Source organism: Hydrogenophaga sp. GW456-12-10-14-TSB4 (genome assembly GCF_059424305.1).
Genome location: NZ_JBWKZH010000014.1, coordinates 35,902 through 62,183, shown reverse-complemented (window position 1 = coordinate 62,183; position 26,282 = coordinate 35,902). Strand labels below are relative to the sequence as shown.

Sequence of the window (26,282 nt, the reverse complement as noted above, 5' to 3'; positions counted from 1 at the left end):
AGCCATTCCGCCGCCTCAGTCGCCGCTTTGCGGGAAGCTGGTGCAGTGCAGCATCACAATCGACCCATGTCGCTCCACTACCTGCTCTTCGATCCCACCGACAACGCCGACGGCACCGGTACCTGGGACGCCATGGCCAGCGTGCGAGCCTCGCTGGTGCCCGCCGTGCGGGCCGAGGTGCAGGCGGTGCTGGATTGGGCCGAGGCGCATGCGCCCGGCGCGCGCGGCCCGCTCGATGAAGGCGCCGCCTGGGATGCAGACGAGCAGGTGCAGGTGGCGGGTGAATGGACCACGGTAACGCTGACGCTCACCGGTCCCTGGGCCTGGGGCGAGGCCCTGGTGGCGCACTTCGCACCCGCCGACTGACCGGGGAAGCGGGCGCTACGGCGCCTTCGCGGGCGCCAGCACGGGCGCGAGCCGGCCCTGCGCCATGAGTTCGTCGAACCACACGCGGTAGCCGGCGTCGCTGGGGTGCAGGCCGTCGGCGGCGTGGAGCCCGGGCTGCCGGGCGAACGGGTCGTCCTCCCGCTCCTTGAAGAGGTTCACATACACCGCCTGGTGCCGCGCGGCGGCCTCGCGCACGAAGCCGTGCATCGAGCGGGCGCGGGCGCTCATGAGCCAGGACACCGGCGGAAAGAAGAACGGCGCGTTGCCCACGTTGCCCGCCGGCATGAGCAGCACGCGGTCAGCGCGCGCCTGCGCGAGGGCGGCGACGCGGTCGATGTCGGCCCGCACGCGGTCCATCGATCGCAACCGGATCACGTCGTTGCCGCCGGCCTGCACCAGCACCAGGTCGTGGCGTTCCGTCACCGCTTCGAGCTGGCCGATCACGTCGGCGAAGGTGGCGCCGTCGCGCGCGCGGTTGTCGATCCGCAGTCGGGGGTAGGCCCGGGCCAGCAAGCCGGCCAGGCTGGCCTGGGGGGCGCTGGCGCCGGTGCCCACGCCGGTGCTGTCGCCCACGATGAGCAGGCGCCGCGTCGCGTCCGCCGGCGCGTGCTGCAGCGGCTCGCTGCGCTGGGCCAGGTCCCGGGCCTGACCGATGCGCCAGACCGCGCAGCCCGACGTGGCGAGCACCACCACCAGGACGACAGCCAGGAGGGCGGGCACCACGGGCCAGGACGGGGAGCTCATGCGGCCCAGTCTATGCCTTTGCGCCGCCGGTCGGGGCCAGGCCCCAGGAACACCGCGACAATAGAGGGTTACGCCCCCTTTCCCCACACGCAGAGAGCTCTTTCGATGATCCACACCCTCAAGGCCATGGGCGGCATGGTGGTCGCTCCCCATCACCTTGCAGCGCAGGCCGGGCGCGACGTCCTGCGCGACGGTGGCAACGCGGTCGAGGCCATGGTGGCCGCGGCGGCGGCCATTGCCGTGGTCTACCCCCACATGAACGCCATCGGCGGCGACGGCTTCTGGTTGATTCACGAACCCGGCCAACCGGTGGTGGCCATCGACGCCAGCGGCCCCGCCGCCGCGCTGGCCACGCGCGGCTTCTACGCCGGCCTGCAGGAGATCCCCTCGCGCGGCGCGACCGCCGCGCTCACCGTGGCCGGCACCGTCAGCGGCTGGGCCGAGGCCTTGAGCGTGGCGGCGGGCTGGGGCCCGGCCCTGCCGCTGCCGCGCCTGCTGGCCGACGGCATCCGCCACGCGCGCGACGGCGTGGTGGTGACCACCAGCCAGGCCGCCCTGACGCGGCAGAAGCTCGACGGCCTGAAGGACGCCCCGGGCTTCGCCCCGATCTACCTCGTGAACGGCCAGGCGCCCGAGCCCGGCCACCTGCTGCGGCAACCCGCCTTGAGCCGGACCCTGGCCACGCTGGCCGAAAGTGGCCTGGACGACTTCTATCGGGGTGAACTGGGCCAGCGCATCGGCGCCGAGCTCGAGCGCCTGGGCAGCCCGCTGCGCACCAGCGACCTCGCGGCCTACCGGGCCCGGCGGGTGAAGCCGCTCGCGGTGCGTTTGAAAGACAGCACCGTCTACAACCTGCCGCCCCCCACGCAAGGCCTGTCGGCCCTGATGATCCTCGGCCTGTTCGATCGCCTGGGCGTGAACGAAGGCGAGGGTTTCGAGCACCTGCACGGCCTGGTCGAAGCCACCAAACGGGCCTTCCGCGTGCGCGATCGCGTCGTGACCGACCCCGGGCGCGTGCCCACCGACCCCCAAGGCCTGCTGGAGGCCGCGGCCCTGGACACGCTGGCCGCGCAGATCGACCCGCACCGGGCCCTGCCCTGGCCCGACCCGGCCGCGCCCGGCGACACCATCTGGATGGGCGCGATCGACGCCCAGGGCCGCTCGGTCAGCTTCATCCAGAGCGTGTACTGGGAGTTCGGCTCGGGCACGGTGCTGCAGGACACCGGCATCTGCTGGCAGAACCGGGGCACCAGCTTCTCGCTCGACCCGCAAGCGCTCAACCACCTGGAACCGGGACGGCAGCCCTTCCACACGCTCAACCCCTCGCTGGCGGTGTTCGACGACGGCCGCGTGATGCCCTACGGCACCATGGGCGGCGAAGGCCAGCCGCAGACCCAGGCCGCCGTGTTCACGCGCTACGCGCGCTTTGGCCAGCCGCTGCAGCAGGCAGTGAGCGCACCGCGCTGGCTGCTGGGCCGCACCTGGGGCGACAAAAGCACCACCCTCAAGCTGGAGAACCGGTTCGACCCGGCGCTGGTGCAGGCCCTGCGCAACGCCGGCCACGTGATCGAGGAACTGCCCGAGGCTTTCAGCGACACCATGGGCCACGCAGGCGCCCTGGTGCGCCACCCCGACGGCGTGATCGAGGGCGCGGCCGATCCGCGCAGCGACGGCGGCGTGGCGGCGCTATGAAGGCCGCTGACAGCATGGACACCGGTCGCCTGATGTTCATCGACCTGCTCAAGGCCGTGGGTTCGCAGCTGATCGTGCTGCACCACCTCGCGTTCTATGGCCCGATGTCGGACTGGACGCACCGGCTGGCGCCCGAACTCGTGACCTGGTTCAGCCAGGACGCGCGCATGGCGGTGCAGGTTTTCCTGGTGGTCGCGGGCTTTCTCGCGGCGCGCAGCCTGGCGCCCGGCGGCGTGCTGCGCGCGCCCTCGCCCCTGGGCCAGCTCGGCCAGCGTTACGTGCGCACCGCCCTGCCCTACATCGCCTCGCTGCTGGTGGCCATGCTGTGCACCGAGCTGGCGCGCCTGTGGATGGCACATGACTCGATTTCCGCGCCGCCCGGGCTGTGGCAGTTCATCTCGCACGCGCTGCTGCTGCACACCCTGCTGGACGTGGACTCGCTCTCCGCCGGCGTCTGGTACGTGGCGATCGACTTCCAGCTCTACGCGCTGCTGCTGGGCCTGTTGTGGCTTGCGCGCCGCCGGTCGGCGGTGGGCGCCTGGGCGCAGGCGCTGGTGGTGGTCGTGGTGGCGGCCTCGCTGCTGCACTTCAACCGCGACAGCGACTGGGACAGCTGGGCGCTGTACTTCTTCGGCGCCTACGGCCTGGGTGCGCTCACCTGGTGGGCCACCCACAGCGACGACGCCTGGCGCAGCGGCCGCTGGCTGCTGGGCGCCCTGGTCGCGCTGACGCTGCTGGCCCTGGCGATCGACTTTCGCGAGCGCATCGCGCTGGCGCTGGCCGTGTGCCTGGCGCTGGCCTGTTCGCAGCGCCAGGGCTGGCTCTTCACCTGGCCGCGCAGCCGCGTGGTGGCCTACCTGAGCCGCATCTCGTACTCGGTGTTCCTGCTCAACTTCCCCATCGCGCTGGTGGTCAATGCGCTGTTCACGCGCTATGGCAGCGCCGACGAGACCGTGCAGACCGTCGGCGTGCTGCTGGCCTGGCTGGCCTGCAACGTGGCCGGTGCGCTGTTCCATCACGGGGTGGAACAGCCGCTGGGCCGCATCGGTCGCCGGCGCGAGCCGGCGCTGGCCGGGACGACGCTCAGCGCCCGGTGAATCGCGCGGCGCGCTTGGCCTGAAAGGAGTGCACGCCCTCGCGCGCGTCTTCGCTGTTGGCCAGGCGCTGCTGCGTGGCCTCGAACCCGTCGGCTGCCGCCATCGGCCCTTCTTCCACCGCCTTGAGCGCGTTGAGCCGCGTGGCCACCACCGCCAGCGGCGCCTGCTGGGCGATCGCCTGCGCGATGCGCAAGGCCTCGTCGAGCTCGCTGCCGGCGGGCACCACGCGCTGCACGAAGTGCAGCCGCAACGCTTCGGCGCTGTCGAACACGTCGGCGGTCAGCAGGTGCAGCAAGGCGTTGCCCAGGCCGGCGCGCTCGGCCATGCGCAGCGTGGCACCGCCCGTGGCCATGATGCCGCGCTGCACCTCCAGCTGCGAGAAGCGGCAGTCGTCGGCCGCCACCACGATGTCGGCCGCCAGCATGAGCTCGATGCCCAGCGTGTAGGTGATGCCCTTGACCGCCACCACCATCGGCTTGGTGCGCCGCCGCAGGCCCGGGCGGCCCAGGTTGAGCGGGTCCACCAGGCCCTCGGCGATGGCGCGTTCGCCGCGCTGCATCAGCGGCGCGAAGCTGGGCAGGTCCAGGCCGGCGGTGAAGTGGTCGCCGACCGCGCACAACACGCCCACGCGCAGAGCGGGGTCGTCGTCGAGCCGGGTGTAGGCCTCGGCCAGCGCCTGCAGCATGGCAGGTGTGAACCCATTGCGCTTGGCCGCGCGGTCGATCGCGATCTGCAGCACGGGGCCTTGCACTTCGGTGTGGATGCGGCCTTCGGAAGGAGGGGTGAGGGCGTCGTCGTTCATGCGGTTCATGGTAGTGAGCCCGGGCGCTGCGCATGTCGCTGAGGCGTCATACACTGCGCCGATGTCCCAGCCCCACGATCTGCCCGACCCGGGCCGCTGCCCGCTCTGCGGCGGCGACAACCGCTGCGCCATGGAAATCGAACGCGAGACCGGTGAAGCCCAGCCGCCCTGCTGGTGCGTGGGCGCGACCTTCAGCCCCGAACTCTTCAAGCGCATCCCCGACGCCGCGCGCGGGCAGGCCTGCATCTGCGCGGCCTGCGTGGCCGAGGCCCTGCGCCAGGCTCAGCGGGAGACGCCTCCCGCATAACGGGCTTCCAGCGCATCCCAGCCGGCCTTGTCCACCAGGCGCTGCCGCTCCTCGAAAGGCGTCACCAGCGCCGGGTCTTCGTTCAAGCCACCGTTTTCGCGCAGCGCGAGCAGGGCCCGTTGCATGCCCCGGCTGGCGCCCTGCAGCGCGGCGTTCGCGTACAGCACAAAGCTGTAGCCCCACGCGGCCAATTGCGGCGCCGGAACCAGCGGGGTCTTGCCACCGATGACCATGTTCATGAGCAGGGGCTTGTCGAGCAAGGTGGGCAGGCGCTGCATGTCCTCGCTGCGGGTCAGGGCCTCCACGAACAGAAGGTCGGCACCGGCCTCCGCGAAGCGCTGCGCGCGCTCGACGGCGGCATCGAAGCCCAGCGAAGCGGCCGCATCGGTGCGCGCCACGATCATCAGGTCCGCATCCCGGCGCGCGTCGACAGCCGCCTGGATCTTGCCCACCGCCTCGTCGATCGCGATCACCGCCTTGCCCACGAAATGGCCGCAACGCTTGGGCGCCACCTGGTCTTCGATCTGGATCGCGTCGGCGCCCGCGCGTTCGAGCACACGCACCGTGTGCCGCACATTCAAGGCGTTGCCGAAGCCCGTGTCGGCGTCCACGATCAGCGGCAAATCCACCGCGTCGCGGATGCGCGTGGTGTGCTCGGCCACCTCGGCGAGACCGATGAAACCCAGGTCGGGCAGGCCGAGCGACATGTTGCTCAGGCCCGCGCCCGTGAGGTACACGGCGGGAAACGCCAGTTGCTCGACGATGCGCGCCGACAGCGCGTTGAAAGCGCCGGGAACGATCACCCCTCGGCGTTGGAGCGCCAAGGCGCGAAGGGTCTTCCTGTGCGACATGGGGAAGATCTATGGCGTGGTCGTGGCCATCGCGCCGGACCGCCCCGCCTTCCACCGCAGGGCGAAAGGCACGATCAGCGTGAGCGCGGCCGTGGTCCACAGGCCGATCGCGATCGGGCTGCCCACGAGGATGTGGACATCACCGTTGCTGATCGACAGCGCACGGCGCAGGTTCTGCTCCATCAACGGGCCAAGCACGAAACCCAGAATCAGCGGCGCCATGGGCACACCCTGCTTGCGCAGCAGGTAGGCCGCAACGCCCAGCGCCACCATCAGCAGCAGGTCGAAGGTGGTCGCATGCACCGCGTACACCCCGACGCTGGACACCGCGAGGATGCCGGGCACCAGCGCCCAGTTGGGCACGTTGAGGATCTCGGTGAACAGGCCCACCATCGGGATGTTGAGCACCAGCAGGATGATGTTGGCCAGGAACATCGAGGCGATCAGGCCCCACACCAGGTCGGGCTGCTGGCTGAACAGCGCCGGGCCCGGTGTGATGTTGTACAGCGCGAGCGCGCCCATCATCACCGCCGTGGTGCCCGACCCCGGCACGCCCAGCGTGAGCATGGGCACGAAGGAGCCGGTAGCGGCCGAGTTGTTCGCCGCCTCGGGCACGGCCACGCCCCGGATGTCGCCCGTGCCAAAGGTGCCTTCCTTGTCGATCAGGCGCTTTTCCATGGCGTAGGTCATGGCGCTCGCCACCGTGGCGCCCGCGCCGGGCAGCACGCCGACCCCGAAGCCCACCACGCTGGCGCGCAGCGTGCTCCACCAGGTGTGGGCCATCTCGCGCAGGTTGAACATCATGCGGCCCGTCTGCGTCACCAGGCCCGCGCTGCTGTGGTGCTCCTGCAGCATCAGCAGGATCTCGCTGATGGAGAACACACCGATCACGACCACCACGAACTGGATGCCGTCGGACAGGTGAACGTCGCCGCCCGTGAACCGGTAGACGCCCGAGTTGGAGTCCAGGCCCACGCAGGACATGGACAGGCCGATCAGCGCGGCGAGGCCGGCCTTCACGGGCGCGTCCCCCATCAGGCCTGCGATGCAGGCGAACGCGAAGCACATGAGGGCGAAGTACTCGGCCGGGCCGAAGGACAGCGCCCATTCGGCCAGCAGCGGTGCGAACAGCACGATGCCCACGGTGGCCACCAGCGAACCCACAAAGGAACTCCAGGCCGAGATCGACAGCGCCACACCCGCCTGGCCCTTGCGCGCCATGGGATAGCCGTCGAGCGCGGTCATGATCGCGCCCGCGTCGCCTGGCACGTTGAGCAGGATGGAGGAAATGCGCCCACCGTACTCGCAGCCGATGTAGACCGCCGCGAGCAGGATCAGCGAGGCCTCGGGCGGCAGCTTCATGGCGAAGGCCAGCGGCATGAGGATGGCCACGCCGTTGATGGGACCCAGGCCCGGCAGCAGGCCGACCACGGTGCCGATGAAGGAGCCGATCGCGGCGATCAGCAGGTTGACCGGGCTGAAGGCGACGCCGAAACCGTCGAGCAGGTGCCGCAGCGTTTCCATCTCAATACCCTCCCAGCAGGAAAGACAGCACGCCCGCGGGCATGGTCACATCCAGCAGCTTGTCGAACACGAAGTGAAAGCCCACGCCCAGCACCAGCCCGCCGGCCAGCGCCTGTTTCCAGCTGCCGCCGAAGGCCATGCCCACGGGCAGGGCCATGAGCATGGTGGCGAGCGCGAAGCCGAGCAGCTGGAACAGCAGCGCGTACAGCAGGATCGCGCCCATGCAGAGCGCCGTGCCCTTCCAGGGAACGCCCTTGAAGGCCTCGACCCCCACCGAGGGCCGCAGCACCAGCCACAGGCCGCTCAGGCCCAGACCCACCGCCAGCAGCAGCGGAAAGGCGCGCGGCCCCAGTGGCTCGTACGAATAGGCGGCCACGTAACCTTGCGAGGCCCACGCCATCGCCGCGGCCGTGCCGACGCACACCGCGCCAAGTACCCGGTCGCTCATGTCAGTTCGCCGGCTTGGTCGAGAGGCCGAACTCTTCGGCGAGCTTGCGGTAGCCGTCCACCTGCTTCTTCACGTAGGCATCGAGCGGCGCACCGGTGATGGCCAGCGGGAACAGGCCGCGCTCGTCGCGCAGCTTCTGGTAACCCGGCGTGGCGAGCACCTTCGCGAACGCATCGGCCCAGGCCTGGTAGTCGGCGTCGCTCACCTTGGGGCCGACGTAGAAACCGCGCACGATCGGCCACTCGACCGCGAAACCCTCTTCGGTCGCGGTCGGCACGTTGGCCAGCTCACCGGGCAGGCGCTTGTCGTGCATCACCGCGAGGATGCGAATCTTGGCGCCGGCCTTGCGCTGCTGCAGGGCTTCGGCGGCGTCGCCGGTGAACACGTGGATGTGACCGCCCTGCAAGGCCGTGAGCGCTTCACCGCCGCCCTCGAAAGCGACGTAGCGCATGGTTTTGGGATTGACGCCACCGGCGCGCGCGGTCAGCGCGGCCTTCATCCAGTCCTGGCTGCCCACCGTGCCGCCCGCGCCCAGCACCACTTTCGTGGGGTCGGCCTTGATCGCGGCCATCACTTCCTTGAGCGATTTGAACGGGGAGTTCTCGGCCACCACGACCGCGCCGTAATCGGTACCGACGGCCGCCACCCAGCGCACGTCGTTCTCGGTGTAGCGGCCGAACTTGCCCTGCGCGAGGTTCAGCAGAGACCCGCCCGAGAAGGCCACGATCGTGCTGGCCGCGTCAGGGCGCTGCGCCACGATGGTGTTGTAGGCCACCGCGCCAATGCCGCCCGGCATGTAGGTCACGCGCATGGGGTCGGTGATGATCTTGCCGTCCTGCAGCGCACTCTGGGCCAGCTTGCAGGTCAGATCGAAGCCGCCGCCGGGCTTGGCCGGTGCGATGCACTCCGTCTTGGACAGCGGGTTGGCCCACGCGGTCAGGGCGCAGGCCGACAGGGCGGCCACGATGAGTTGCCTGGAAATGTTCACGATTCGTCTCCTCGAACTGGGGATTCAACAAGGGACATCACTCGATGCCGGTGCCCAATGTAGAAACCGGGCACTTTCAGGCCGCTTTCAGCGCGGGCGCGCAAACCAGCGGGTAAACCCGGGGTCACGTCGGCGTCAGAGGAAGGTGCATGTCGACCTGCAGGCCTCGCCCGCCAGGTCCTTGCGACACCACCATGTGGCCACCATGGCGGTGCGCCACGGTGCGCACGAAAGCGAGCCCCAGGCCGGACCCGGGCACCTCGGTGCCGCGGCCTCGAAAAAAGCGCTCGCCGGCGCGTGCAAGGTCCTCGGGCGAGAGGCCGGGGCCGTCGTCCACCACGCGCAGGCGCACCTGCGCCGGCGCCTCGTTCGAGGCCGGCAGTGCCCGCACGGACAGCGTCGCGCGGCAACCCGCGCCGCCGTGGCGGATCGCGTTGACCAGCAGGTTGGACAGGGCTTCGCCGATCAGGTCGGGGTCGCCGCGCAAAGGAATCGCCTGGTCCGGGCCGTCGAACCCCAGGTCCACCGACTGCTCGCGCGCGGCGGCCCAGGCCTGGCGCGTCGCGGACTCGGCCAGCCGCACCACATCCAACGACTGGAAAACCAGCGGCGCGCCGTCGGCGCGCGCCATGGCCAGCAGCTGGTTGGTCTGCTGGATGGTCTGCTCCAGCTGCTGGCGGATGGACTCCAGCGCCTCGCGCTGGCCCCGTGGATCGTTCTCGCGCTGGGCATAGGCCACCTGGGTAGCCAGGGTGGCCAGCGGCGTGCGCAGTTGGTGCGAGGCGTCGTCCACGAAGCGGCGCCTCGCCTCGCCCTGCTCGCGATTGCGCTCGATGTGGTGGTTGATGGCGTGCACCAGCGGCAGCACCTCGGCCGGCACCCGGTCGGTGGCCATCGGCGTCAGGTCCTCGGGTGGTCGGCCTTCGACCTCCTGGCGGAATCGCGCGAGGGGCCGCATGGCCCAGGTGATCGAGGCGATGAGCAGGCCCGTGGCCAGCAGCATGAGCAGCAGATCGCGCGCCACGGTGCGCAGCAGCAGCCCGCGCCGGAAATCGTTGCGCGCGTCCAGGGTCTCGGCCACCTGGATCACGATGCGCTGCGGCCCCGCCTTCCCAGCCAGCGGCTCGCTCAGCTCGCGCGCATAGCTGCCCACGCGCACCGCCTGGCCGAAGTACGCTCCCTCGTGGAACTGAGGGCGGCCGGTCTCCAGCGGCCGCGGCGGCAAAGGCAGATCCGGGCTGCCGATTTCGACCAGGCCATCTTCGGTGGCCACGCGGTAGAACACCTGGCCCTGTGCCGTCAGCTCGAAGAACTCAAGCATCCGGTAGGGCAACTCCACGCCCAGTCCGCCGCTGGCGGTGGAGATGCTGGAGTCGATCGACTTGACCGCACCCAGCAGCGAGCGGTCGTACGCGGCATCGGCCGCGTCGTTGACCGTGCGCCAGGACAGCCACAACTCTGCCGCGCCCACCGCGAGCATGCCGGGCAGGAGCAGGATCAGCAGCAGGCGGCGGATGCTCACCAGCGGCCATCCCGGCCGTTTCATGGCGCCAGCTCCAGCAGATAGCCCAGGCCGCGCAAGGTCGTCACGCGCACCGCGGTGTTCTCGAGCCGCTTGCGGATGCGGTGGATCAGGACTTCGATCGCTTCGGGGTGCACGTCCTGTTCGTCGGAGAACACCCGCTCCAGCAACTCCCGCTTGGACAGCGGTTCGCCCGGATGCTGGATGAGCGCGCGCAGCACCGCGTGCTCCCGCGGCGTGAGGCTCAGCACCTCGTGCTGGAGGCGAAACTGTTTGGAGGCGACGTCGTAGCTCAGGGGGCCGCACGCAAAGCGCGGATGATCCTGACCGCGGGAACGGCGGATCAGCGCCGTCAGCCGGGCTTCGAGTTCGGCCACGTCGAAGGGCTTGGCGAGAAAATCGTCCGCGCCGGCGTGCAGGCAATCCACCCGCTCGCGCAGCGAATCGCGCGCGGTCAGGATCAGCACGGGCAGGCGCTGGTCTGCCTCGCGCAGCTCGCTGAGCACATCGTGCCCATCCCGATGGGGCAGGCCCAGATCGAGAATGAGTGCGTCGTAGCGCGTGGCCTTGAGGCTTCGGCGCACCATGCGCCCGTCGTTGACCCAGTCCACCTGAAAGTCGTTCTGGCCCAGGGCCTTGACGAGCCAGGTCGCCAGATCGGTTTCGTCTTCGGCCAGCAGAATTCGCATAGGTCCTCGTCGGGTGCCCGGGCCCACAGTGTAGGAAGGCCGCACTTTCAGACCGCTTTCACCCACCGGACTCAACCGCCAGGGTTTACCCGAGGTGACGCCTCACGGCGGGGGCGGCTCGCGCGGTGGCTGCGCGCTCATGCCATGCAGCCACTCGCGCCAGATGGCCACCAGCAGCGCCATCAGCACCGGCCCCACGAACAGGCCGACCAGGCCCATGGTCTTCACGCCACCCACCAGACCGAAGAAGGTCGGCAGGAAAGGCAGCTTCACCGGCCCGCCCACGAGGCGCGGGCGCAAGGTCTTGTCCACGATGAAGAGTTCGATCGAGCCCCAGGCGAACAGGCCCACGCCGGCCCACAGGTGCCCCGAGCCCACGAGGTAGAGCGAGACCAGGCTGAACGAGAGCGGCGCGCCCCCGGGGATCAGCGCCATGAAACCGGTGGCCACGCCCAGCAGCACCGGCGAGGGCACCCCCGCGACCCAGTAGGCCACGCCCAGCACCACCCCTTCGCCGATGGCGATCAGGCCCAGGCCGGTGACGGTGGCGCTGACCGTGGCCGGCACCACGCGCGAGAAGCGCTGCCACTGCAGCGGCAGGATGCGCTCGCCAATCGTGTCGAGCTGGTCGGCGATGCGCGCGCCGTCCTTGTAGACGAAGAACAGCGTGATCAGCATGAACAGCACCGTCAGCGCGAGGTTGACGGCATCGCCCGTGGCGCTGAGCACCATGCGGTAGATGTTGCCGATGTGCTGGCCGCTGAGGATCTGGATCCAGTCGCCCAGGGCGTGCGGCTCGCCCAGGTGTTCGCGCCAGTAGGTGGCGAGGGTCTCGCCCACCCAGGGCAGCGCCTCGATCCATTGCGGCGGCGGCGCCCCGTAGCGGTTCACGTCCAGCAGCCAGGCCACCAGCCCACCGGCCTCCTTCAGGGCGTAGTGCAGGGCCAGGGTCAGCGGCACCACCAGCACCCCGATCACGATCACCAGGGCCAGGCTGGCCGCCAGCGCGGTGCGCCCGCCGCAGGCGCGCACGCCCCGGCGGTACAGCGGCCAGCTGGCAAAGCCGATGATGAGCGCGGCCAGCACCGGCACCAGAAAGCCGCGGAAGAAATAGACACCGGCCGCCACGATCAGCAGCAACAGGCCGCGAATGATCAGTGAAGCGTTCGGGACAGGAGGCATGGAGGGAGTGAGAGCGGGCAGGAAAGGACCTGGGGCAATATACCCGACCCCCTGCGGGGCCCGATGACACGGCGCATTCACGGTCCGGCCGGCAAAGGCGCTAAGCTTGGCCGTCGCCACGACATCCCTGCCATGACCGCTCCCCACCCCCATTCCCTGCCGGCCCTGCGCGAACGGTACGGCGAACGCTACCGCTGGCTGCTCCTGCTCTCGGTGATGGTGGGCACCATGGCGGCCATCATGTCCTCGACCATCATCAATGTGGCGATCCCCGACATGAGCCACCACTTCGCGCTCGGCCAGGAACGCGCGCAGTGGGTCACCTCGGGCTTCATGGTGGCGATGACGGTCTCCATGCTCACCACCCCCTGGATGCTGGCGCGCTACGGCTACCGCCGCACCTACGTCGGCTGCATGTGGCTGCTGATGGCCGGCGGCCTGGCCGGCGGCTTCGCCAGCACCTACCCCCTGGTGCTGGCCGCGCGCGTGGCCGAAGGCCTGGCCGCGGGCGTGGTGCAGACCATCCCGGCCATCATCATCCTGCGCGCCTTCGCGCCCAACGAGCAGGGCCGGGCCAGCGGCATCTTCGGCATGGGCGTGGTGCTGGCACCCGCCGTGGGGCCCAGCATCGGCGGGCTGCTGGTGGACGGCTTCGGCTGGCGTTCGATCTTCTTCATGGTGGTGCCGTTCTGCCTGGTCTCGTTCTGGCTGGCCCACCGCTTCGTGCCCACCTCGTCGCCGGGCGGTTCCGCCGCCAATCCGCAGGGCAGCGGACTGGACTGGCGCGGCCTGCTGCTCGCCACCGCGGGCACCCTGTGCCTGCTCAACGGGCTGGTCGAACTGCACGGCGGCACCGCCGCCGCGGCCGGCGCGCTGCTGGGGGGGGCCGTGCTGGCCCTGGTGGCCTTCGTGGCGCTGGAGCGCCGCACCCTGCAGAACCGGCGGCTCCACCCGGACCAGGGCGTGGACCCGCTCATGAACCTCTCGCTGTTCAAGAACCGGCTGTTCACCATGGGCAGCATCGTGGCCTTCATCTATGGCATCGCCCTGTTCGGCTCCACCTACCTGCTGCCGGTCTACATGCAGAGCGGCCTGGGCCTCTCGGCTTCCCACGTGGGCACCATCCTGCTGCCGGCCGGGCTGGTGCTGGCGGTGGTCATCGCGGGGGTCGGGCGCCTGGCCGACCGGCAGCCCACGCGCCGGCTGGTGAGCATCGGCCTGCTGCTGCTGAGCGCGTCGTTCGCCCTCATGGTCACCATCGACCCCGGCCGGCCGGCGCAGATCATCCCGCTGCTGGTGACCTGGGCCGTCGTGGGCCGCATCGGCCTGGGCTTCATCCTGCCTTCGCTCAACATCGGCGCCATGCGCGACCTGGACCGGGCGGACATCGCGCAGGGCGCCAGCGTGATCAGCTTCCTGCGCATGCTCGGCGGATCGGCCGGCGTGAGCCTGTGCGGCATCGTGCTCGAATGGCGCCTGGCCGCGCACGGCGCGCAGCTCGCCGCTGGCGGCGTCGCCACACCGGCGCGCGTGGCGGCGTTCGAGGAAACTTTTCTGATGCTCGCGGCCATCTGTGCGCTCGCTCTGACCGCTGCGCTGAGACTGAAGGCGACGTCCAAGCCCCAGGCGTCACAATAAACACCATGTGCCAACTGCTCGGACTCAACTGCGCCACGCCGACCGACGCGGCCTTCAGCTTCACCGGCTTCTGCCAGCGCGGCGGCAAGACCGACCACCACGCCGACGGCTGGGGCATCGCCTTCTTCGAGGGCAAGGGCCTGCGGCTGTTCGTGGACCACCAGAGCGCGTCCGACTCGCCGATGGCGGCCTTCCTGCAGCAGTACCCGCTCAAAAGCCGCAACATCATCGCCCACGTGCGCAAGGCCACCATCGGTGCCGTCGCACTGGAAAACGCCCACCCCTTCGTGCGCGAACTCTGGGGCCGCCAATGGGTGTTCGCCCACAACGGCGACCTCAAGGACTACGCGCCCCCGCTGCACAGCCACTTCCGCCCGGTCGGCACCACCGACAGCGAGCGCGCCTTCTGCTGGCTGATGCAGGAGCTCGCCAAGTCGCATGCCGGCCTGCCCGACGTGCGCGAACTCACCCTCACGCTGCGCGAGCTGGTGCCGCAGGTGCGCCGGTTCGGCACCTTCAACTTCCTGCTCTCCAACGGGGAGGCGCTGTGGGCCCACTGCAGCACCAAGCTGCACTGGCTGGTGCGCCAGCACCCCTTCGCCCAGGCCACCCTCATGGACCAGGACTGGACGGTGAACTTCGCCGAGCTCAACCACCCGGGCGACCGCGCCGCCGTGGTCGTGACCACGCCTCTCACCAGCAACGAGCAATGGACCGCCTTCGAGCCCAACGAGCTCAAGGTCTTCGTGGACGGCCTGCCCCTGCCGTGATTTCCCGGATGCGCGGGGCCGGGCCCCGGGCTACCATGCCTCCTTCAACGAAGGAGACAACACCATGCAAAGACGACACCTCGTGGCCGGCGGTCTGGCCGCTGCGGCCCTGCCCTCGTTCGCGTTCGCACAGGGCCTGGAAAAGCCCAAGGTCACGATCGCGGTCGGCGGCAAGAACCTGCTGTATTACCTGCCGCTGACCATCGCCGAGCAGCTGGGCTACTTCAAGGCCGAGGGGCTGGACGTCACCATCGTCGACTTCGCCGGTGGCTCGCGCGCCCTGGCCGCCGTGGTCGGCGGCAGCGCCGACGTGGTCTCTGGCGCCTTCGAGCACACCGTCAACATGCAGTTCAAGGGCCAGCCCATGCGCGCCTTCGCGCTGCAGGGCCTGGCGCCGCAGATCGTGCTGGGCGTCAACCCCAAGACCATGGGCGGCTTCAAGGCCATCACCGACCTCAAGGGCAAGAAGATCGGCGTGACCGCGCCGGGCAGCTCGACCAACGTGATGGTCAACTTCGTGCTCGCCAAGGCCGGCCTGAAGCCCAGCGACGTGAGCATCGTCGGCGTGGGCGCGGGCAACGGCGCCGTGGCGGCCATGCGCGCGGGCCAGATCGACGCCATCAGCAACCTCGACCCCGTCATCACCCTGCTGCAGCGCTCGGGCGACCTGAAGATCATCTCGGACACGCGCATCGTCGCCGAGTCCGCCAAGGTGTTCGGCGGCCCCATGCCGGCGGCCTGCCTGTACGCGCCCCAGCCCTTCCTGGACAAGAACCCCAACACCACGCAGGCCCTCACCAACGCCATCGTGCGCGCCGACAAGTGGATCCAGGCGGCCGGCCCGGGCGACATCATCAAGGCCGTGCCCGAAAGCTACCTGCTGGGCGACCGCGCGGTCTACATCGACGCCTTCATGGCCGCCAAGGGCGCGCTCTCGCCCGACGGCAGCTTCCCGGCCAAGGGGGCGGACACCGCCTTCCGCGCGCTCGCCAGCGTGGACGCCGAACTGGCCAAGGCCAAGCTCGACCTGAACGCGGTCTACACCAACAACTTCGTGCAGAAGGCCAACGCCAAGTACCCGAAAGGTTGACGTGACAAGTCCGGCGATCGACCTGCAGGGCGTGTCCTGCACCTTCATCAGCAAGGACGACCCCGGCCAGCGCTACACGGCGGTGCAGAACGTCACCCTGACCGTGGGTGCGGGCGAGTTCGTGAGCGTGGTGGGCCCCACCGGCTGCGGCAAGAGCACGCTGCTCAACGTCGCGGCCGGCCTGCTCTCGCCCAGCACCGGCACCGTGCAGGTCTTCGGCCAGCCGCTGCAGGGCATCAACACGCGCGCGGGCTACATGTTCCAGACCGAGAGCCTCATGCCCTGGCGCACCGCCTTGGGCAATGTGATGGCGGGCCTGTCGTTCCGCGGTGTGGCCGACGCCGAAGCGCGTGCCCAGGCCGAGGACTGGCTGCGCCGCGTGGGCCTGGGCGGTTTCGGCGACCGCTACCCGCACCAGATGAGCGGTGGCATGCGCAAGCGCGCGAGCCTGGCCCAGACGCTGGTACTCGACCCCGACATCATCCTGATGGACGAGCCCTTCTCCGCGCTCGACATCCAGACCCGCCAGCTGATGGAGAACGAGGTGCTCGATCTCTGGGCCGCGAAGAAGAAGGCGGTGCTCTTCATCACGCACGACCTCGATGAAGCGATTGCCATGAGCGACCGCGTGGTGGTGCTCAGCGCCGGCCCGGCCAGCCACCCCATCGGCGAGTTCGCCATCGACATCCCGCGCCCGCGCGACGTGGCCGAGATCAAGACCACCGCCCGCTTCGTCGAGCTGCACGCCGCCATCTGGGCCGTGATGCGCGAGGAGGTGCTCAAGGGCTACCAGCAACAACTCAAGGCGGCCTGAACCCATGTGGAAGCACATCAAACCGCAGCCGTCCACGCTGCGCCTGTGGCAAGGGGCGCTGCTGGTGGCGCTCGTCGTGTTCTGGTACCTGATGACCACGCCCGGGCTGGTGCCGCCCTTCATGTTCGAGAACGACCGGCAGGCCGCGTTCTTCTTCGGCGAACCGCTGCGTGTGGCCGAGCGCATCTGGACCTGGTTCGTGCGCGACGCCGACATCTACCAGCACCTGGGCGTGACGCTCACCGAAACCGTGCTGGCCTTTGCCATCGGCGCCATCGGCGGCCTGGCCGGCGGCCTGTGGCTGGCGCTCTCGCCCATGGCCTCGGCCATCCTGGAGCCCTACATCAAGGCCATGAACTCCATGCCGCGCATCATCCTCGCGCCCATCTTCGCGGTGTGGTTCGGGCTGGGCATCGCGAGCAAGGTGGCGCTGGGCGTGACGCTGGTGTTCTTCATCGTGTTCTTCAACGTCTACCAGGGCGTGAAGGAAGTCAGCCCGGTGATCCTGGCCAACGCGCGCATGCTGGGCGCCAGCCAGCGCCAGCTGTTGCGCCACGTGTACCTGCCCAGCGCCACGAGCTGGGTGTTCAGCTCGCTACACACCTCGGTGGGCCTGGCCTTCGTGGGCGCGGTGGTGGGCGAGTACCTGGGGTCGAGCCAGGGCGTGGGCTACCTGATCCTGCAGGCCGAGGGCAGCTTCGACATCAACACCGTGATGGCCGGCATCGTGGTGCTCACCGCGTTCGCACTGGCGCTGGACGCGGCCGTGGGCCGCATCGAGAAGCGGCTCATGAAGTGGCAGCCGCGCACGGGAGAGACCGAGAAACTCTGAGGCCTCAGCGGGCGGCGCGACCGAAGCAGCGCTGAAGGAAGCTCAGACAACTGGTTCGGGTGCGGGCAATCAAACCCGGCGGCTGCACCGCGGTCACTGTGCCCTTGGCATGGATAAACACGTTAGACGCCCCATTTGGGGTGATGGGCTGTTTCCCAGGGCCGAAATTCAAGTTGTAGAGCGGAAGCTGGCTGTTGTCGAAAGGATTGGGCGCCTTCGATTCATTGAATTTCTTATGCCCCAAATCGGGCATCGACTGTGAGCGCTGGTCCGACCAACCGTTCACCTCATCCTGATTGGAGGAGCTTCCATATGAGCCGGAAGAGCCGGAAATGTTGTTGTTGATCATCGAAGTGCGCAATGTGGGTTGGAGACCCCGACTGTGTGAACCTCGGTCCGGAAAAGTTCAGCCCTCGCGCTTGTAACCAGGCGCGTCCAGCGCGCTAGCACCTTCGATGGACACCGTACAATTTTGGACTGTCCACTGCCCGAGAACCCCGGCCATGAATCCAGACCATCCAGGCGCCGACCACCAGACCTGTGACGTTCTCGTGATCGGTGGCGGGCCGGCCGGGTCCACCGTGTCGCCCCTGCTCGCCAGCAAAGGCCACCGCGTGGTGATGCTGGAGAAGGAGCACCACCCGCGCTTTCACATCGGCGAATCCCTGTTGCCCGCCAACCTGCCGCTGCTGGAGCGCCTGGGTGTGGCCGACGAGGTCCGGGCCATCGGACAGCACAAACCGGGCGCCGAGTTCGTCTCGCCGCACCATGCCCACACCCAGACCTTCGAGTTCGCCGACGCCTGGGACAAATCCATGCCCTACGCCTACCAGGTCAAGCGCGCGGAGTTCGACGAGATCCTGTTCCGCAACGCCGCGCGCAAGGGCGTGGACGTGCACGAAGGCTGCAAGGCACGTTCGGTGGAGTTCCTGCCCGACCACACGGTGCGCGTGCACGCCGAACACGACGACGGGCGCACCAGCGTGTGGAACGCGAAATTCCTGGTGGACGCCTCCGGGCGCGACACATTTCTTGCATCCCGTTTCAAGATCAAGAAACGCAACCCCCACCACAACAGCGCGGCGGTCTACGGCCACTTCGCCGACGCGCGCCGCAACAGCGGCGAGGCCGAGGGCAACATCACCATCTTCTGGTTCGACCACGGCTGGTTCTGGTTCATCCCGCTCACGGGCGGCATCACCAGCGTGGGCATGGTCACCTGGCCGTACCACATGAAAACGCGCCAGGGCCGCAGCGTGGAGCAGTTCCTGATGGACAACGTGGCGACCTGCGCGGGCCTGGCCGATCGCCTGAAAGACGCCCATCTCGCGGCGCCGGTGGAGGCCACCGGCAACTTCTCCTACGCCGCGCAGCACAACCACGGCGACAACTACCTGATGCTGGGCGACGCCTACACCTTCATCGACCCGGTGTTCTCCTCGGGCGTGTGGCTGGCCATGAACGGTGGCGAACTGGGCGCCCAGACCATCGACACCTGCCTGCGCCAGCCCGCCAAGGCCCGCGCGGCGCTCAAGCACTTCGACCGCCAGAGCCGCCACGGGCCCAAGGCCTTCTCGTGGTTCATCTACCGCGTGACCAACCCCATCATGCGCGACTTCTTCATGGGCCCGCGCAACATCTTCCGCGTGAAGGAAGCCCTGCTCTCCACGCTGGCCGGCGATGTCTACGGCGGCGCGCCCATCGGGCGTTCGATGTTCATCTTCAAGGCGATGTACCTCGTGGCCAACCTCACGCAGCCCCGCCGGGCGTACAACGCCTGGCGCAAACGCCGCTTCAACATCCGGCCGGCGGACGAAGCGGCCCTGGCCCGCACACCGTGAGTCTGCAGCACATCCTCCACCGGGCGCTCGACGCACCCGCTGCCGACGGCGAGATCCTGGGCGGCGCCACGATCGGCGAGTTCAAAGGCCTGGCCCCGGTGGCCTGGCCCCGCCAGCCGCTGCGCGCGCCCGTGCTGCCGGTGGGCGCACCGCCAGTGCACGAGCACTGGCGCGTCGAAGGCCCGCTGCGGCACGGCCACGACGAAGGCATCCACTGGCGGCGCAACGCCGAGCTGCTCTACGGCGTGATCGAACTGCGCGAGGACGATGAAGAAGGCGGCTCGCCCCTGCAGAGCGCCAGCCGGCTGGCCTACGAACGCCTGTTCCGGCTGCTGCGCGAACAGGGCACGCCCCACCTGTGGCGGGTCTGGAATTACATGGCCGACATCAACGGCGAATCGCACGGCCTGGAGCGCTACCGCCAGTTCAACCTGGGCCGCTACGAGGCCTTCGTGCACGCCCAGCGCGAGACCGGCGGCCAGGTGCCGGCGGCCTGCGCCCTCGGCGTCGCCAGCGGCCCGCTCTCGGTCGCCTTCCTGGCGGGCACCTCGCCGGTGGTGCCGCTGGAGAACCCGCGGCAGGTGAGTGCCTGGCGCTACCCCTCGCAGTACGGACCGCGCGCGCCCACCTTCTCGCGCGCCGCACTGGCCTACCCGCGCGGCGACGAAGCGCTGTTCGTCTCGGGCACGGCCAGCATCGTGGGGCATGCCACGGTGCACGCCGGCGACGTGGCCGCGCAGTGCCTGGAGACGGTGCGCAACATCGAGTGCCTGGCCCAGGAGGCCAACCGCGTGGCGCGCTCGGGCCGCCCGTTCTCGTTCGCGGGCATGAGCCACCGCGCCTACGTGCGCCATGCGGCCGACGCAGACACCGTGATGCGCACGCTGCAACCGCTGCTTCAAGGCGCCACGCTGGTGTGCGTGCAGGCCGACGTCTGCCGCGCCGACCTGCTGGTGGAGATCGAGAGCCAGGCCATCCACCCCATGGCGCCACCATGAGCACGGCCATGACCCGCCCGGCCTCGCTGCTGTGGTCCGTGTACGAGCACCTCGCGATGGTGGTGGGCCTGAGCGCGCTGGCGCTGATCTGCCTGAGCTGGACGCCACCCGCACTGGCCCTGTACCCGGTGCTGCCCCGGCCCCTGGGCCGCTGGCTGGGCCGGCAGGCCATCATGCGCGGCTTCCGGCTCTACGTCGGCATCCTTCGCCTGCTGTGCGCCTGCCGCTTCGACCTGTCCGAGATCGACGCCCTGCGCGACCAGGGGCCCATGGTCATTGCGGCCAACCACCCTTCGCTGCTCGATGCCGTGCTGATCGCGTCCCGCCTGCCCAACGCCGTCTGCTTCATGAAGGCCGACCTCATGGACAACCCGCTGCTCGGGGCGGGCGCGCGCCTGGCGCGCTACGTGCGCAACGACAACCTGCTCACCGCCGTGCTGAACTGCCGCCGCGAACTGCAGCAGGGCGCGCAGGTGCTGATCTTCCCCGAAGGCACGCGCACGCGGGGCTACCCGGCCAACCCGATCAACCCGCTCTCGCGCTCCACCGCGCTGATCGCCGCCCGCGCCGAGGTGCCGGTGCAGACCCTGATCGTCGAATTCTCCAGCCCCTACCTGGGCAAGGGCTGGCCGCTGTGGCGCAAGCCCAGCCTGCCGCTGACCTGCCGCGTGCGCCTGGGCCGGCGCTTCGACGCCCCCCACAACCCGCGCGCCTTCACCCACGAACTGGAAGACTACTTCCGCTCCGTGCTCGCCCCCACATCGCCACCCGCGACCTCCTCTTCCGCCGCCGCCTGATCCATGCCCGCACCCAGCAGCACCCACCTGGTCCTCATCCCCAGCTACAACCCGGGCCGCAAGGTGCTGGCCACGGTGCGCGCCGCCCGCGCGCAATGGACCCCCGTGTGGGTGGTGGTCGACGGCAGCACCGACGGTTCGGCCGACTGGCTCACCGAAGAAGCCGCCCGCGACCCCGGCCTGAGGGTGCTGGTGCTGCCCGAGAACCGGGGCAAGGGCTCGGCGGTGCTGCACGGCATCACGGTCGCGGCGCAGCAGGGCTTCACGCACGCGCTGACCATGGACTCCGACGGCCAGCACCCCGAGACCCTGATCCCCGACTTCATGGCCGCCTCGCAGGCCGCACCCGACACCATGGTGCTGGGCAAGCCGGTGTTCGGGCCCGAAGCCCCTGCGCTGCGCGTGAACGGCCGCAAGGTCTCCAACGCCTGGGCCAACCTGGAAACCCTGGGCATGGGCATCGGCGACTCGCTCTACGGCTTTCGCGTCTATCCGATCGCGCCGCTGGTGCGCGTGATGCACGGCACGCGCTTCATGCGCCGCTTCGACTTCGATCCCGAGGCCGTGGTGCGCCTGTGCTGGGCCGGTGTGCGGCCGGTCAACGTCGACGCCCCGGTGCGCTACTTCTCGCCCGAAGAAGGCGGCGTCTCGCACTTCAAATACCTGCGCGACAACGTGCTGCTGACCTGGATGCACACGCGGCTCTTCATCGGCTTCGTGCTGCGCCTGCCCCTGCTGATCTGGCGCCGAATCCTCCATTGAGGCCCGCATGAACACCACCGAGATCTTCCTGATCGCCATGGCGATCATCTTCACCGTGCCCTGGTTGATCTGGCGCCTGGGCCGCACCGACTATTGGGCGCCGCTGGTGGTCGTGCAGATCATCACCGGCATCCTGCTCGGCCCCGGCGTGCTGGGCAAAGCCTTCCCCGAGTACCACGCCTTCGTCTTCAACCCCGCGGTGATCCAGTCGCTCAACGGCATCGCATGGTGGGCCGTGATGCTGTTCGTGATGATCGCGGGCATCGAACTCGATCTGCGCCAGGCCTGGAAGCACCGGCGCGAAAGCGGCATCACCGCGGGACTGGCCCTGGGCGCACCGCTGCTGCTGGGCAGCCTCGCCGCGCTGGTGATGCTGGGCATGCCGGGGTGGATGGGTGCGTCCGCGCGGCCCTGGCAGTTCGTGCTCGGTGTGGGTATGGCCTGCGCGGTCACCGCGCTGCCCATCCTGATCCTGCTGATGGAAAAACTGCAACTGCTGCGCCAGCCGCTGGGCCAGCGCATCCTGCGCTACGCGAGCGTGGACGACATCGCCATCTGGGGTGTGCTCGCCCTGATCCTGATGGACTGGCAGCGCGTGGGCAAACAGGGCGCCTTCATCCTCGCCTTCGTCGTGCTGAGCTGGGCCTTCCGCCACCTGATGCGCCGCCTGGCCGAAGCCGACCGCTGGGCCGTCGCCCTGATCTGGCTCGCGGTCTGCGCGTTCGGCGCCGACTGGTCCGGCCTGCACTACATGGTGGGCGCCTTCCTCGCGGGGGTGGTGATGGATGCCGAGTGGTTCGACCAGGACAAGCTCGACCAGTTGCGCCACCACGTACTGCTGGTGATCATGCCGGTGTTCTTCCTCTCCACCGGCCTGCGCACCAACTGGGAGGTGGGTGGCGCCGCGGTCTTCGGCATGGCGGCCCTGCTGCTACTGGCCTCGGTCAGCGGCAAACTGATCGGCGTGCACCTGGCCGGCCGCGTGCTCCGGTGGCCGCCGGGCGAGGCCTCCCTGATCGGCTGGCTGCTGCAGACCAAGGCATTGATCATGATCATCTTCGCCAACATCCTGCTGGACAAGCAGGTGATCACCAGCGAGACCTTCACCGCGCTGTTGCTGATGGCGGTGGCCAGCACGATGCTGACGGTGCCCATTGTGGAGCCCAAGCTCAGCCGCCGCGCTGCCACCGGTGGCAGCGCGGCCGAATGCGCCGGAAACTGACGCCCTTCAGCGGAAGAGCCCCCCCACCCAGCTGAAAAAGCGAGCGACCAGGCCGTCCTGTCGTGGGCGACTGGGTGCGGACACCACCGCCCTGGCACCAAGCTCGGAAAGGCTGGAGGTGGAGCCCGTCCGGGTGCTGAACGAAGACGCCGGCATCTCCACGGATCGCGGTCGGCGTTCCACAGGGAAGCGCGGCACCCGACACGCTGGCGGCTCACCGGGCACCGCGTCGTTCAGGGGCCCCTCCACGCGTTCATAGTGCTGCCGGTGCGCGTGGAAGCGGATGGCCACGGCCTCCTGCGTCGGTGCGCAGGGCCGGCCGTCCCGGCCAAAGTGCAACCATCCGCGACCGTCCACATACAGCGACACGGCCTGCCCCGAAACCTGGGCCAGCAGCGGCACCAGCGAGCAGGGAAGGTAGTGGCCCGGTTCGGCCAGAAAATCGGCGCACGCCTTCAGGACGGCCCTCCGCACATCGACCGCCAAATGGTCGAAGGGGACGGGATCGCGGGCGCGCAAACCCAGTTGCAGAACCACCCTCTCGAGGGCTGGCCGATTGGGCAGGTCCGAGCCTTCCACGCAGAGGCACACCTCCAGGAGCTCCTCGTAAAACCGCTGGACCACCTGGGCGATCGGTTCGGGCAGCGCTCCGGGATCATGGCTCGCCAGAGACGTGCCCAACAGCCGACGCACCTCCCGAACGGTACCGGCCTCGCACCGGTAGGCGTTCTGGGACGAGGCGCCCAGCAGGGCGTGAATGAGGCAATCGCCGTCGGCCTCCGTGCGCCGGCCCGCCCGGCGATGCGGCACGGCGGTGCCCAGCACCCCGTTGATGTCGGCGTGCATCGATGCGTCGGCCCTGTCCTGCATCTTGATCAGGGCGCTCCTCACCACCGCCGACAGGCGCGGACGGGGCGAGCCCAGGATCGCGGTCAGCCGGTCAAAGGCCTCGCGGCCGCCCTGCGCGGCCCACCGATCGATGGCCCGCTCCCACCCCGGCTTTGCATCGCCGGCGCCGCTCCGGTCCATGTCGAAGGCATAGAGGATGTCGTCGGTCGTGGGGGACAGCACCAACCTGGCGGCGACCCAGCCCGATGAAGTGCCCCGGAATTGTCCGAGCAGGTCCTCGGCCGCCAGCTGGAGGTCTGCCCAAGCGCTCGAACGCGCCAGATCGAGCAGCCCTTCGAGCGCCTCGACGGCCTGGCCGTCCTGCGGGGCCGCCACCTCTTTCAGGAGATCCAGCCAGTTCCCACCATCCAGGTAGGCGTCGGTCACGTCGGCGGTGGTCCGACGCGCTTCCACGGGCACGGGGAAGCCCACTGCGGGCAAGCGTTGCAACGGGTTCATGGCACACCATCCTCAGCAGAATCGCTGAAGGATGAAAGTGGCGATGGGGGCTCGATGGGTTCACCCCATCGAAGACCGCACCGACAGGCGCGCACCACCCCTGTCAGAACTGCAGGAAGCTCACCCCCGCGCCCAGGCTGGTCTGCCGGAAGTTGTAGTCCGACAGCGTCTCACCGTAACCGCTGAACAGCTGCACATACCACCGCAGGCCGTTGGGCTGGTCGCGGAACACGGGGTAGGTCCAGTCCAGGAAGGTGGCGCCCCGGTTGCCGCCGCGCAGGGTGCTGCGGTGCTGCAGCGACGCGGTGTGCAGGCCGCTGGCCCAGCCGAGGTTGAACTCCGCCTTGCCCCGATAGGCCAGGAGATCGGGGTTGTTGTCGTTCTCCTCCCGCTCCTTCAACCGCTGGTTGAGCCTGGCCGTGAAGGTCCAGTGGCCACGCTCGAATCCGGCCCCCAGATACACGCGGTTCCAGCTCCTGGACAGGGGGTCGGACTGCCCGTTCGACTGATGGGCCAGGCCCAATTGGGTGTAGCGCCATTGCCAGCCGAACGGCAGGGTCCGATAAGCTTGTGCGGTGGGCACCACATAGATCAGCTCGGGCTGGTAGTCGGTGTTGCGAAAGGGCCGCGAGTCAGCGTGGTTGTAGACCTGCCACATCGTCTGTGTCGTGAACGCCCCCCACAGATCGGCCCCCGGAAAACCGACGTTCTGCAGGAGCTTGGTGCGCACCGACAGCTGGAACTTTGCCTCCTGCCGGCGGTCGTCGGGTGCGAGCACGGCCGCCTGCGTGGGCGACTGCGGTGCGCGGTTGATGCGCGAGGTGATGTGCAGCGGCATCACGTAGTTGGGGTGGAAGCCCACGAAATTGAACACGCCGCGCTTGTCGGCCGGGTCCAGCTCCCAGAACTTCGCCAGCAGGCCGCTGGAGGCGGCCGGCGCGGACGCCGGGGGGAGCAACCCGCCCGCCTGCGTGAGCAGCGAGGGGACCGGGGCCTCCGCGGCCGCTTCGCCCGGTGGCGGCTGTTGCGATGCCGGCGCGGCAGGCGCCGGTGCGCGACCGGCCAGCGTGTCGTAGCAACTCAGGCGGTCCGTCGCGGCGCCGATGAGGGCGCACTGCTCCAGCGTGGGAGCGGTGTCGGTCTGCGCCTGTGCAGGCAGCGCCAGAGCGAATCCGCACAACAGGGAAAGGGCTTCGGCTTTCACTGGCGCCTCCTCAGCACATGCCGCCGTTGATCGACAGCACCTGCCCGCTCACGTAGGCCGCCTTGTCGGACGCCAGGAAGGCCACCAGCTCGGCCACCTCGTCGGGGCGGCCCGCGCGCTGCATGGGCACCAGGCGCTTGATGGCCTCGGCATCGAAGGCGCCTTCGATCATGTCGGTCTCGATGATGCCGGGCGCCACCGCGTTGACGGTGATGCCCCGGGTGGCGAGTTCGAGTGCGAGCGACTTGCTCGCCGCGTGCAGCGCGCCTTTGGCCGCCGCGTAGTTCACCTGCCCCCGGTTGCCCATGACGCCGGCGATCGACGAGATGCTGACGATGCGGCCCCAGCGCTTTCGGATCATGGGCATGGTGAGCGGCTGCGTCACGTTGTAGAAGCCGTTGAGCGAGACGTCGAGCACGCGGTCCCACTGCTCGCCGCTCATGCCGGGGAACACGGCGTCGTCGTGGATGCCGGCGTTGTTCACCAGGATCTGCACCGCACCGGCCTCGGTGAGGGCCGCAAGCGCGGCGGCGGTGGCGGCGCGGTCGGTCACGTCGAAGGCCACGGCCTCGGCGCTGCCGCCGCTCTCGCGGATGGCCTGCGCGATGGCCTGGGCCTTGTCGAGCTGGCGGTTGGCGTGCACGAGAACGTGGTGGCCGTCGGCGGCCAGGCGCTGGCAGATCGCGGCACCGATGCCGCCGCTGCCACCGGTGACAAGAGCTCGTTTCATGGCG

27 protein-coding genes are annotated in these 26,282 nt (G+C 69.4%); 14 read left to right on the top strand and 13 right to left on the bottom strand.

Going from position 1 to position 26,282, the window contains the following annotated elements; translation table 11 throughout:
• Positions 1–66 precede the first annotated feature (66 nt).
• Positions 67–366: a hypothetical protein gene (locus tag AC07ZS_RS09695; RefSeq protein WP_494798387.1), complete on the top strand. Its 300-nt coding sequence runs from the start codon at positions 67–69 to the stop codon at positions 364–366.
• Positions 367–381: 15 nt separating this feature from the next.
• Here the strand turns inward: AC07ZS_RS09695 and AC07ZS_RS09690 are convergent, their stop codons facing one another.
• A complete protein-coding gene (locus AC07ZS_RS09690) occupies positions 382–1,131 on the bottom strand; it encodes an SGNH/GDSL hydrolase family protein (protein WP_494798386.1) in 750 nt (249 codons plus the stop codon).
• Positions 1,132–1,236: 105 nt separating this feature from the next.
• Here AC07ZS_RS09690 and AC07ZS_RS09685 point away from each other — a divergent pair, with 105 nt between their 5' ends.
• Positions 1,237–2,823, top strand: a complete 1,587-nt coding sequence (locus AC07ZS_RS09685; protein ID WP_494798385.1) for a gamma-glutamyltransferase family protein — start codon at positions 1,237–1,239, stop codon at positions 2,821–2,823.
• A 14-nt stretch (positions 2,824–2,837) separates the two neighbouring features.
• Positions 2,838–3,920: an acyltransferase family protein gene (locus tag AC07ZS_RS09680; RefSeq protein WP_494798384.1), complete on the top strand. Its 1,083-nt coding sequence runs from the start codon at positions 2,838–2,840 to the stop codon at positions 3,918–3,920.
• Here AC07ZS_RS09680 and AC07ZS_RS09675 read toward each other — a convergent pair.
• On the bottom strand, positions 3,907–4,722 hold the full coding sequence (locus tag AC07ZS_RS09675; protein ID WP_494798383.1) for a crotonase/enoyl-CoA hydratase family protein: 816 nt from the start codon (positions 4,720–4,722) through the stop codon (positions 3,907–3,909). The genes AC07ZS_RS09680 and AC07ZS_RS09675 overlap by 14 nt on opposite strands.
• 61 nt (positions 4,723–4,783) lie before the next feature.
• On the opposite strand from AC07ZS_RS09675, the gene AC07ZS_RS09670 reads away from it, so the two are divergent.
• Entirely contained in the window at positions 4,784–5,029 is a 246-nt protein-coding gene (locus AC07ZS_RS09670) for a cysteine-rich CWC family protein (RefSeq protein WP_494798382.1), read from the top strand.
• Here the strand turns inward: AC07ZS_RS09670 and AC07ZS_RS09665 are convergent.
• The 7 genes from AC07ZS_RS09665 to AC07ZS_RS09635 all read right to left on the bottom strand — a co-directional run bounded on the left by AC07ZS_RS09665 (position 5,005) and on the right by AC07ZS_RS09635 (position 12,233).
• On the bottom strand, positions 5,005–5,880 hold the full coding sequence (locus AC07ZS_RS09665) for an isocitrate lyase/PEP mutase family protein (protein ID WP_494798381.1): 876 nt from the start codon (positions 5,878–5,880) through the stop codon (positions 5,005–5,007). The genes AC07ZS_RS09670 and AC07ZS_RS09665 overlap by 25 nt on opposite strands.
• Positions 5,881–5,889: 9 nt before the next feature.
• Positions 5,890–7,404, bottom strand: coding sequence for a tripartite tricarboxylate transporter permease (locus AC07ZS_RS09660; RefSeq protein ID WP_494798380.1), 1,515 nt, complete (start codon positions 7,402–7,404; stop codon positions 5,890–5,892).
• Position 7,405: 1 nt separating this feature from the next.
• On the bottom strand, positions 7,406–7,852 hold the full coding sequence (locus AC07ZS_RS09655; protein WP_494798379.1) for a tripartite tricarboxylate transporter TctB family protein: 447 nt from the start codon (positions 7,850–7,852) through the stop codon (positions 7,406–7,408).
• Position 7,853: 1 nt separating this feature from the next.
• Positions 7,854–8,819: a Bug family tripartite tricarboxylate transporter substrate binding protein gene (locus AC07ZS_RS09650; RefSeq protein WP_494798416.1), complete on the bottom strand. Its 966-nt coding sequence runs from the start codon at positions 8,817–8,819 to the stop codon at positions 7,854–7,856.
• A gap of 145 nt (positions 8,820–8,964) precedes the next feature.
• Positions 8,965–10,386 carry a sensor histidine kinase gene (locus AC07ZS_RS09645; protein WP_494798378.1) on the bottom strand — a complete coding sequence of 474 codons (1,422 nt, stop codon included), beginning with the start codon at positions 10,384–10,386 and terminating at the stop codon, positions 8,965–8,967.
• Positions 10,383–11,051 carry a response regulator gene (locus AC07ZS_RS09640; protein ID WP_494798377.1) on the bottom strand — a complete coding sequence of 223 codons (669 nt, stop codon included), beginning with the start codon at positions 11,049–11,051 and terminating at the stop codon, positions 10,383–10,385. The genes AC07ZS_RS09645 and AC07ZS_RS09640 overlap by 4 nt, the downstream gene beginning before the upstream one ends.
• Before the next feature lie 102 nt (positions 11,052–11,153).
• Entirely contained in the window at positions 11,154–12,233 is a 1,080-nt protein-coding gene (locus tag AC07ZS_RS09635) for an AI-2E family transporter (RefSeq protein WP_494798376.1), read from the bottom strand.
• 132 nt (positions 12,234–12,365) lie between these two features.
• Here AC07ZS_RS09635 and AC07ZS_RS09630 point away from each other — a divergent pair, with 132 nt between their 5' ends.
• The 5 genes from AC07ZS_RS09630 (at position 12,366) to AC07ZS_RS09610 (ending at position 17,377) form a co-directional block, all read left to right on the top strand.
• Entirely contained in the window at positions 12,366–13,871 is a 1,506-nt protein-coding gene (locus tag AC07ZS_RS09630) for an MFS transporter (protein ID WP_494798375.1), read from the top strand.
• A gap of 5 nt (positions 13,872–13,876) precedes the next feature.
• A complete protein-coding gene (locus AC07ZS_RS09625) occupies positions 13,877–14,641 on the top strand; it encodes a class II glutamine amidotransferase (protein WP_494798374.1) in 765 nt (254 codons plus the stop codon).
• Positions 14,642–14,705: 64 nt separating this feature from the next.
• Entirely contained in the window at positions 14,706–15,731 is a 1,026-nt protein-coding gene (locus AC07ZS_RS09620) for an ABC transporter substrate-binding protein (protein ID WP_494798373.1), read from the top strand.
• Between the two features lies 1 nt (position 15,732).
• Positions 15,733–16,545: an ABC transporter ATP-binding protein gene (locus tag AC07ZS_RS09615; RefSeq protein ID WP_494798372.1), complete on the top strand. Its 813-nt coding sequence runs from the start codon at positions 15,733–15,735 to the stop codon at positions 16,543–16,545.
• 4 nt (positions 16,546–16,549) lie between these two features.
• Positions 16,550–17,377: an ABC transporter permease gene (locus AC07ZS_RS09610; protein WP_494798371.1), complete on the top strand. Its 828-nt coding sequence runs from the start codon at positions 16,550–16,552 to the stop codon at positions 17,375–17,377.
• Between the two features lie 4 nt (positions 17,378–17,381).
• On the opposite strand, the gene AC07ZS_RS09605 is transcribed toward AC07ZS_RS09610, so the two are convergent.
• On the bottom strand, positions 17,382–17,726 hold the full coding sequence (locus AC07ZS_RS09605; RefSeq protein WP_494798370.1) for a hypothetical protein: 345 nt from the start codon (positions 17,724–17,726) through the stop codon (positions 17,382–17,384).
• A 154-nt stretch (positions 17,727–17,880) separates the two neighbouring features.
• Here AC07ZS_RS09605 and AC07ZS_RS09600 point away from each other — a divergent pair, with 154 nt between their 5' ends.
• From AC07ZS_RS09600 to AC07ZS_RS09580, 5 genes are read left to right on the top strand one after another with little or no spacing between them, the layout of a single operon-like run.
• Positions 17,881–19,218, top strand: coding sequence for an NAD(P)/FAD-dependent oxidoreductase (locus AC07ZS_RS09600; RefSeq protein WP_494798369.1), 1,338 nt, complete (start codon positions 17,881–17,883; stop codon positions 19,216–19,218).
• Entirely contained in the window at positions 19,215–20,216 is a 1,002-nt protein-coding gene (locus tag AC07ZS_RS09595; protein ID WP_494798368.1) for a chorismate transformation FkbO/Hyg5 family protein, read from the top strand. Before AC07ZS_RS09600 ends, AC07ZS_RS09595 begins: the two co-directional genes overlap by 4 nt.
• On the top strand, positions 20,213–21,013 hold the full coding sequence (locus AC07ZS_RS09590; protein WP_494798367.1) for a lysophospholipid acyltransferase family protein: 801 nt from the start codon (positions 20,213–20,215) through the stop codon (positions 21,011–21,013). The genes AC07ZS_RS09595 and AC07ZS_RS09590 overlap by 4 nt, the downstream gene beginning before the upstream one ends.
• Before the next feature lie 3 nt (positions 21,014–21,016).
• On the top strand, positions 21,017–21,775 hold the full coding sequence (locus tag AC07ZS_RS09585; RefSeq protein WP_494798366.1) for a glycosyltransferase family 2 protein: 759 nt from the start codon (positions 21,017–21,019) through the stop codon (positions 21,773–21,775).
• A 7-nt stretch (positions 21,776–21,782) separates the two neighbouring features.
• Positions 21,783–22,997, top strand: coding sequence for a cation:proton antiporter (locus AC07ZS_RS09580; protein WP_494798365.1), 1,215 nt, complete (start codon positions 21,783–21,785; stop codon positions 22,995–22,997).
• Positions 22,998–23,003: 6 nt separating this feature from the next.
• Here the strand turns inward: AC07ZS_RS09580 and AC07ZS_RS09575 are convergent, their stop codons facing one another.
• The 3 genes from AC07ZS_RS09575 to fabG all read right to left on the bottom strand — a co-directional run bounded on the left by AC07ZS_RS09575 (position 23,004) and on the right by fabG (position 26,278).
• Positions 23,004–24,344, bottom strand: coding sequence for a hypothetical protein (locus AC07ZS_RS09575; protein ID WP_494798364.1), 1,341 nt, complete (start codon positions 24,342–24,344; stop codon positions 23,004–23,006).
• 103 nt (positions 24,345–24,447) lie between these two features.
• The gene (locus tag AC07ZS_RS09570; RefSeq protein WP_494798363.1) at positions 24,448–25,548 is read right to left on the bottom strand and encodes a phospholipase A; all 1,101 of its coding nucleotides are present in this window, start codon (positions 25,546–25,548) and stop codon (positions 24,448–24,450) included.
• A gap of 10 nt (positions 25,549–25,558) precedes the next feature.
• Entirely contained in the window at positions 25,559–26,278 is a 720-nt protein-coding gene (gene fabG / locus AC07ZS_RS09565; protein ID WP_494798362.1) for a 3-oxoacyl-ACP reductase FabG, read from the bottom strand.
• Positions 26,279–26,282 lie beyond the last annotated feature (4 nt).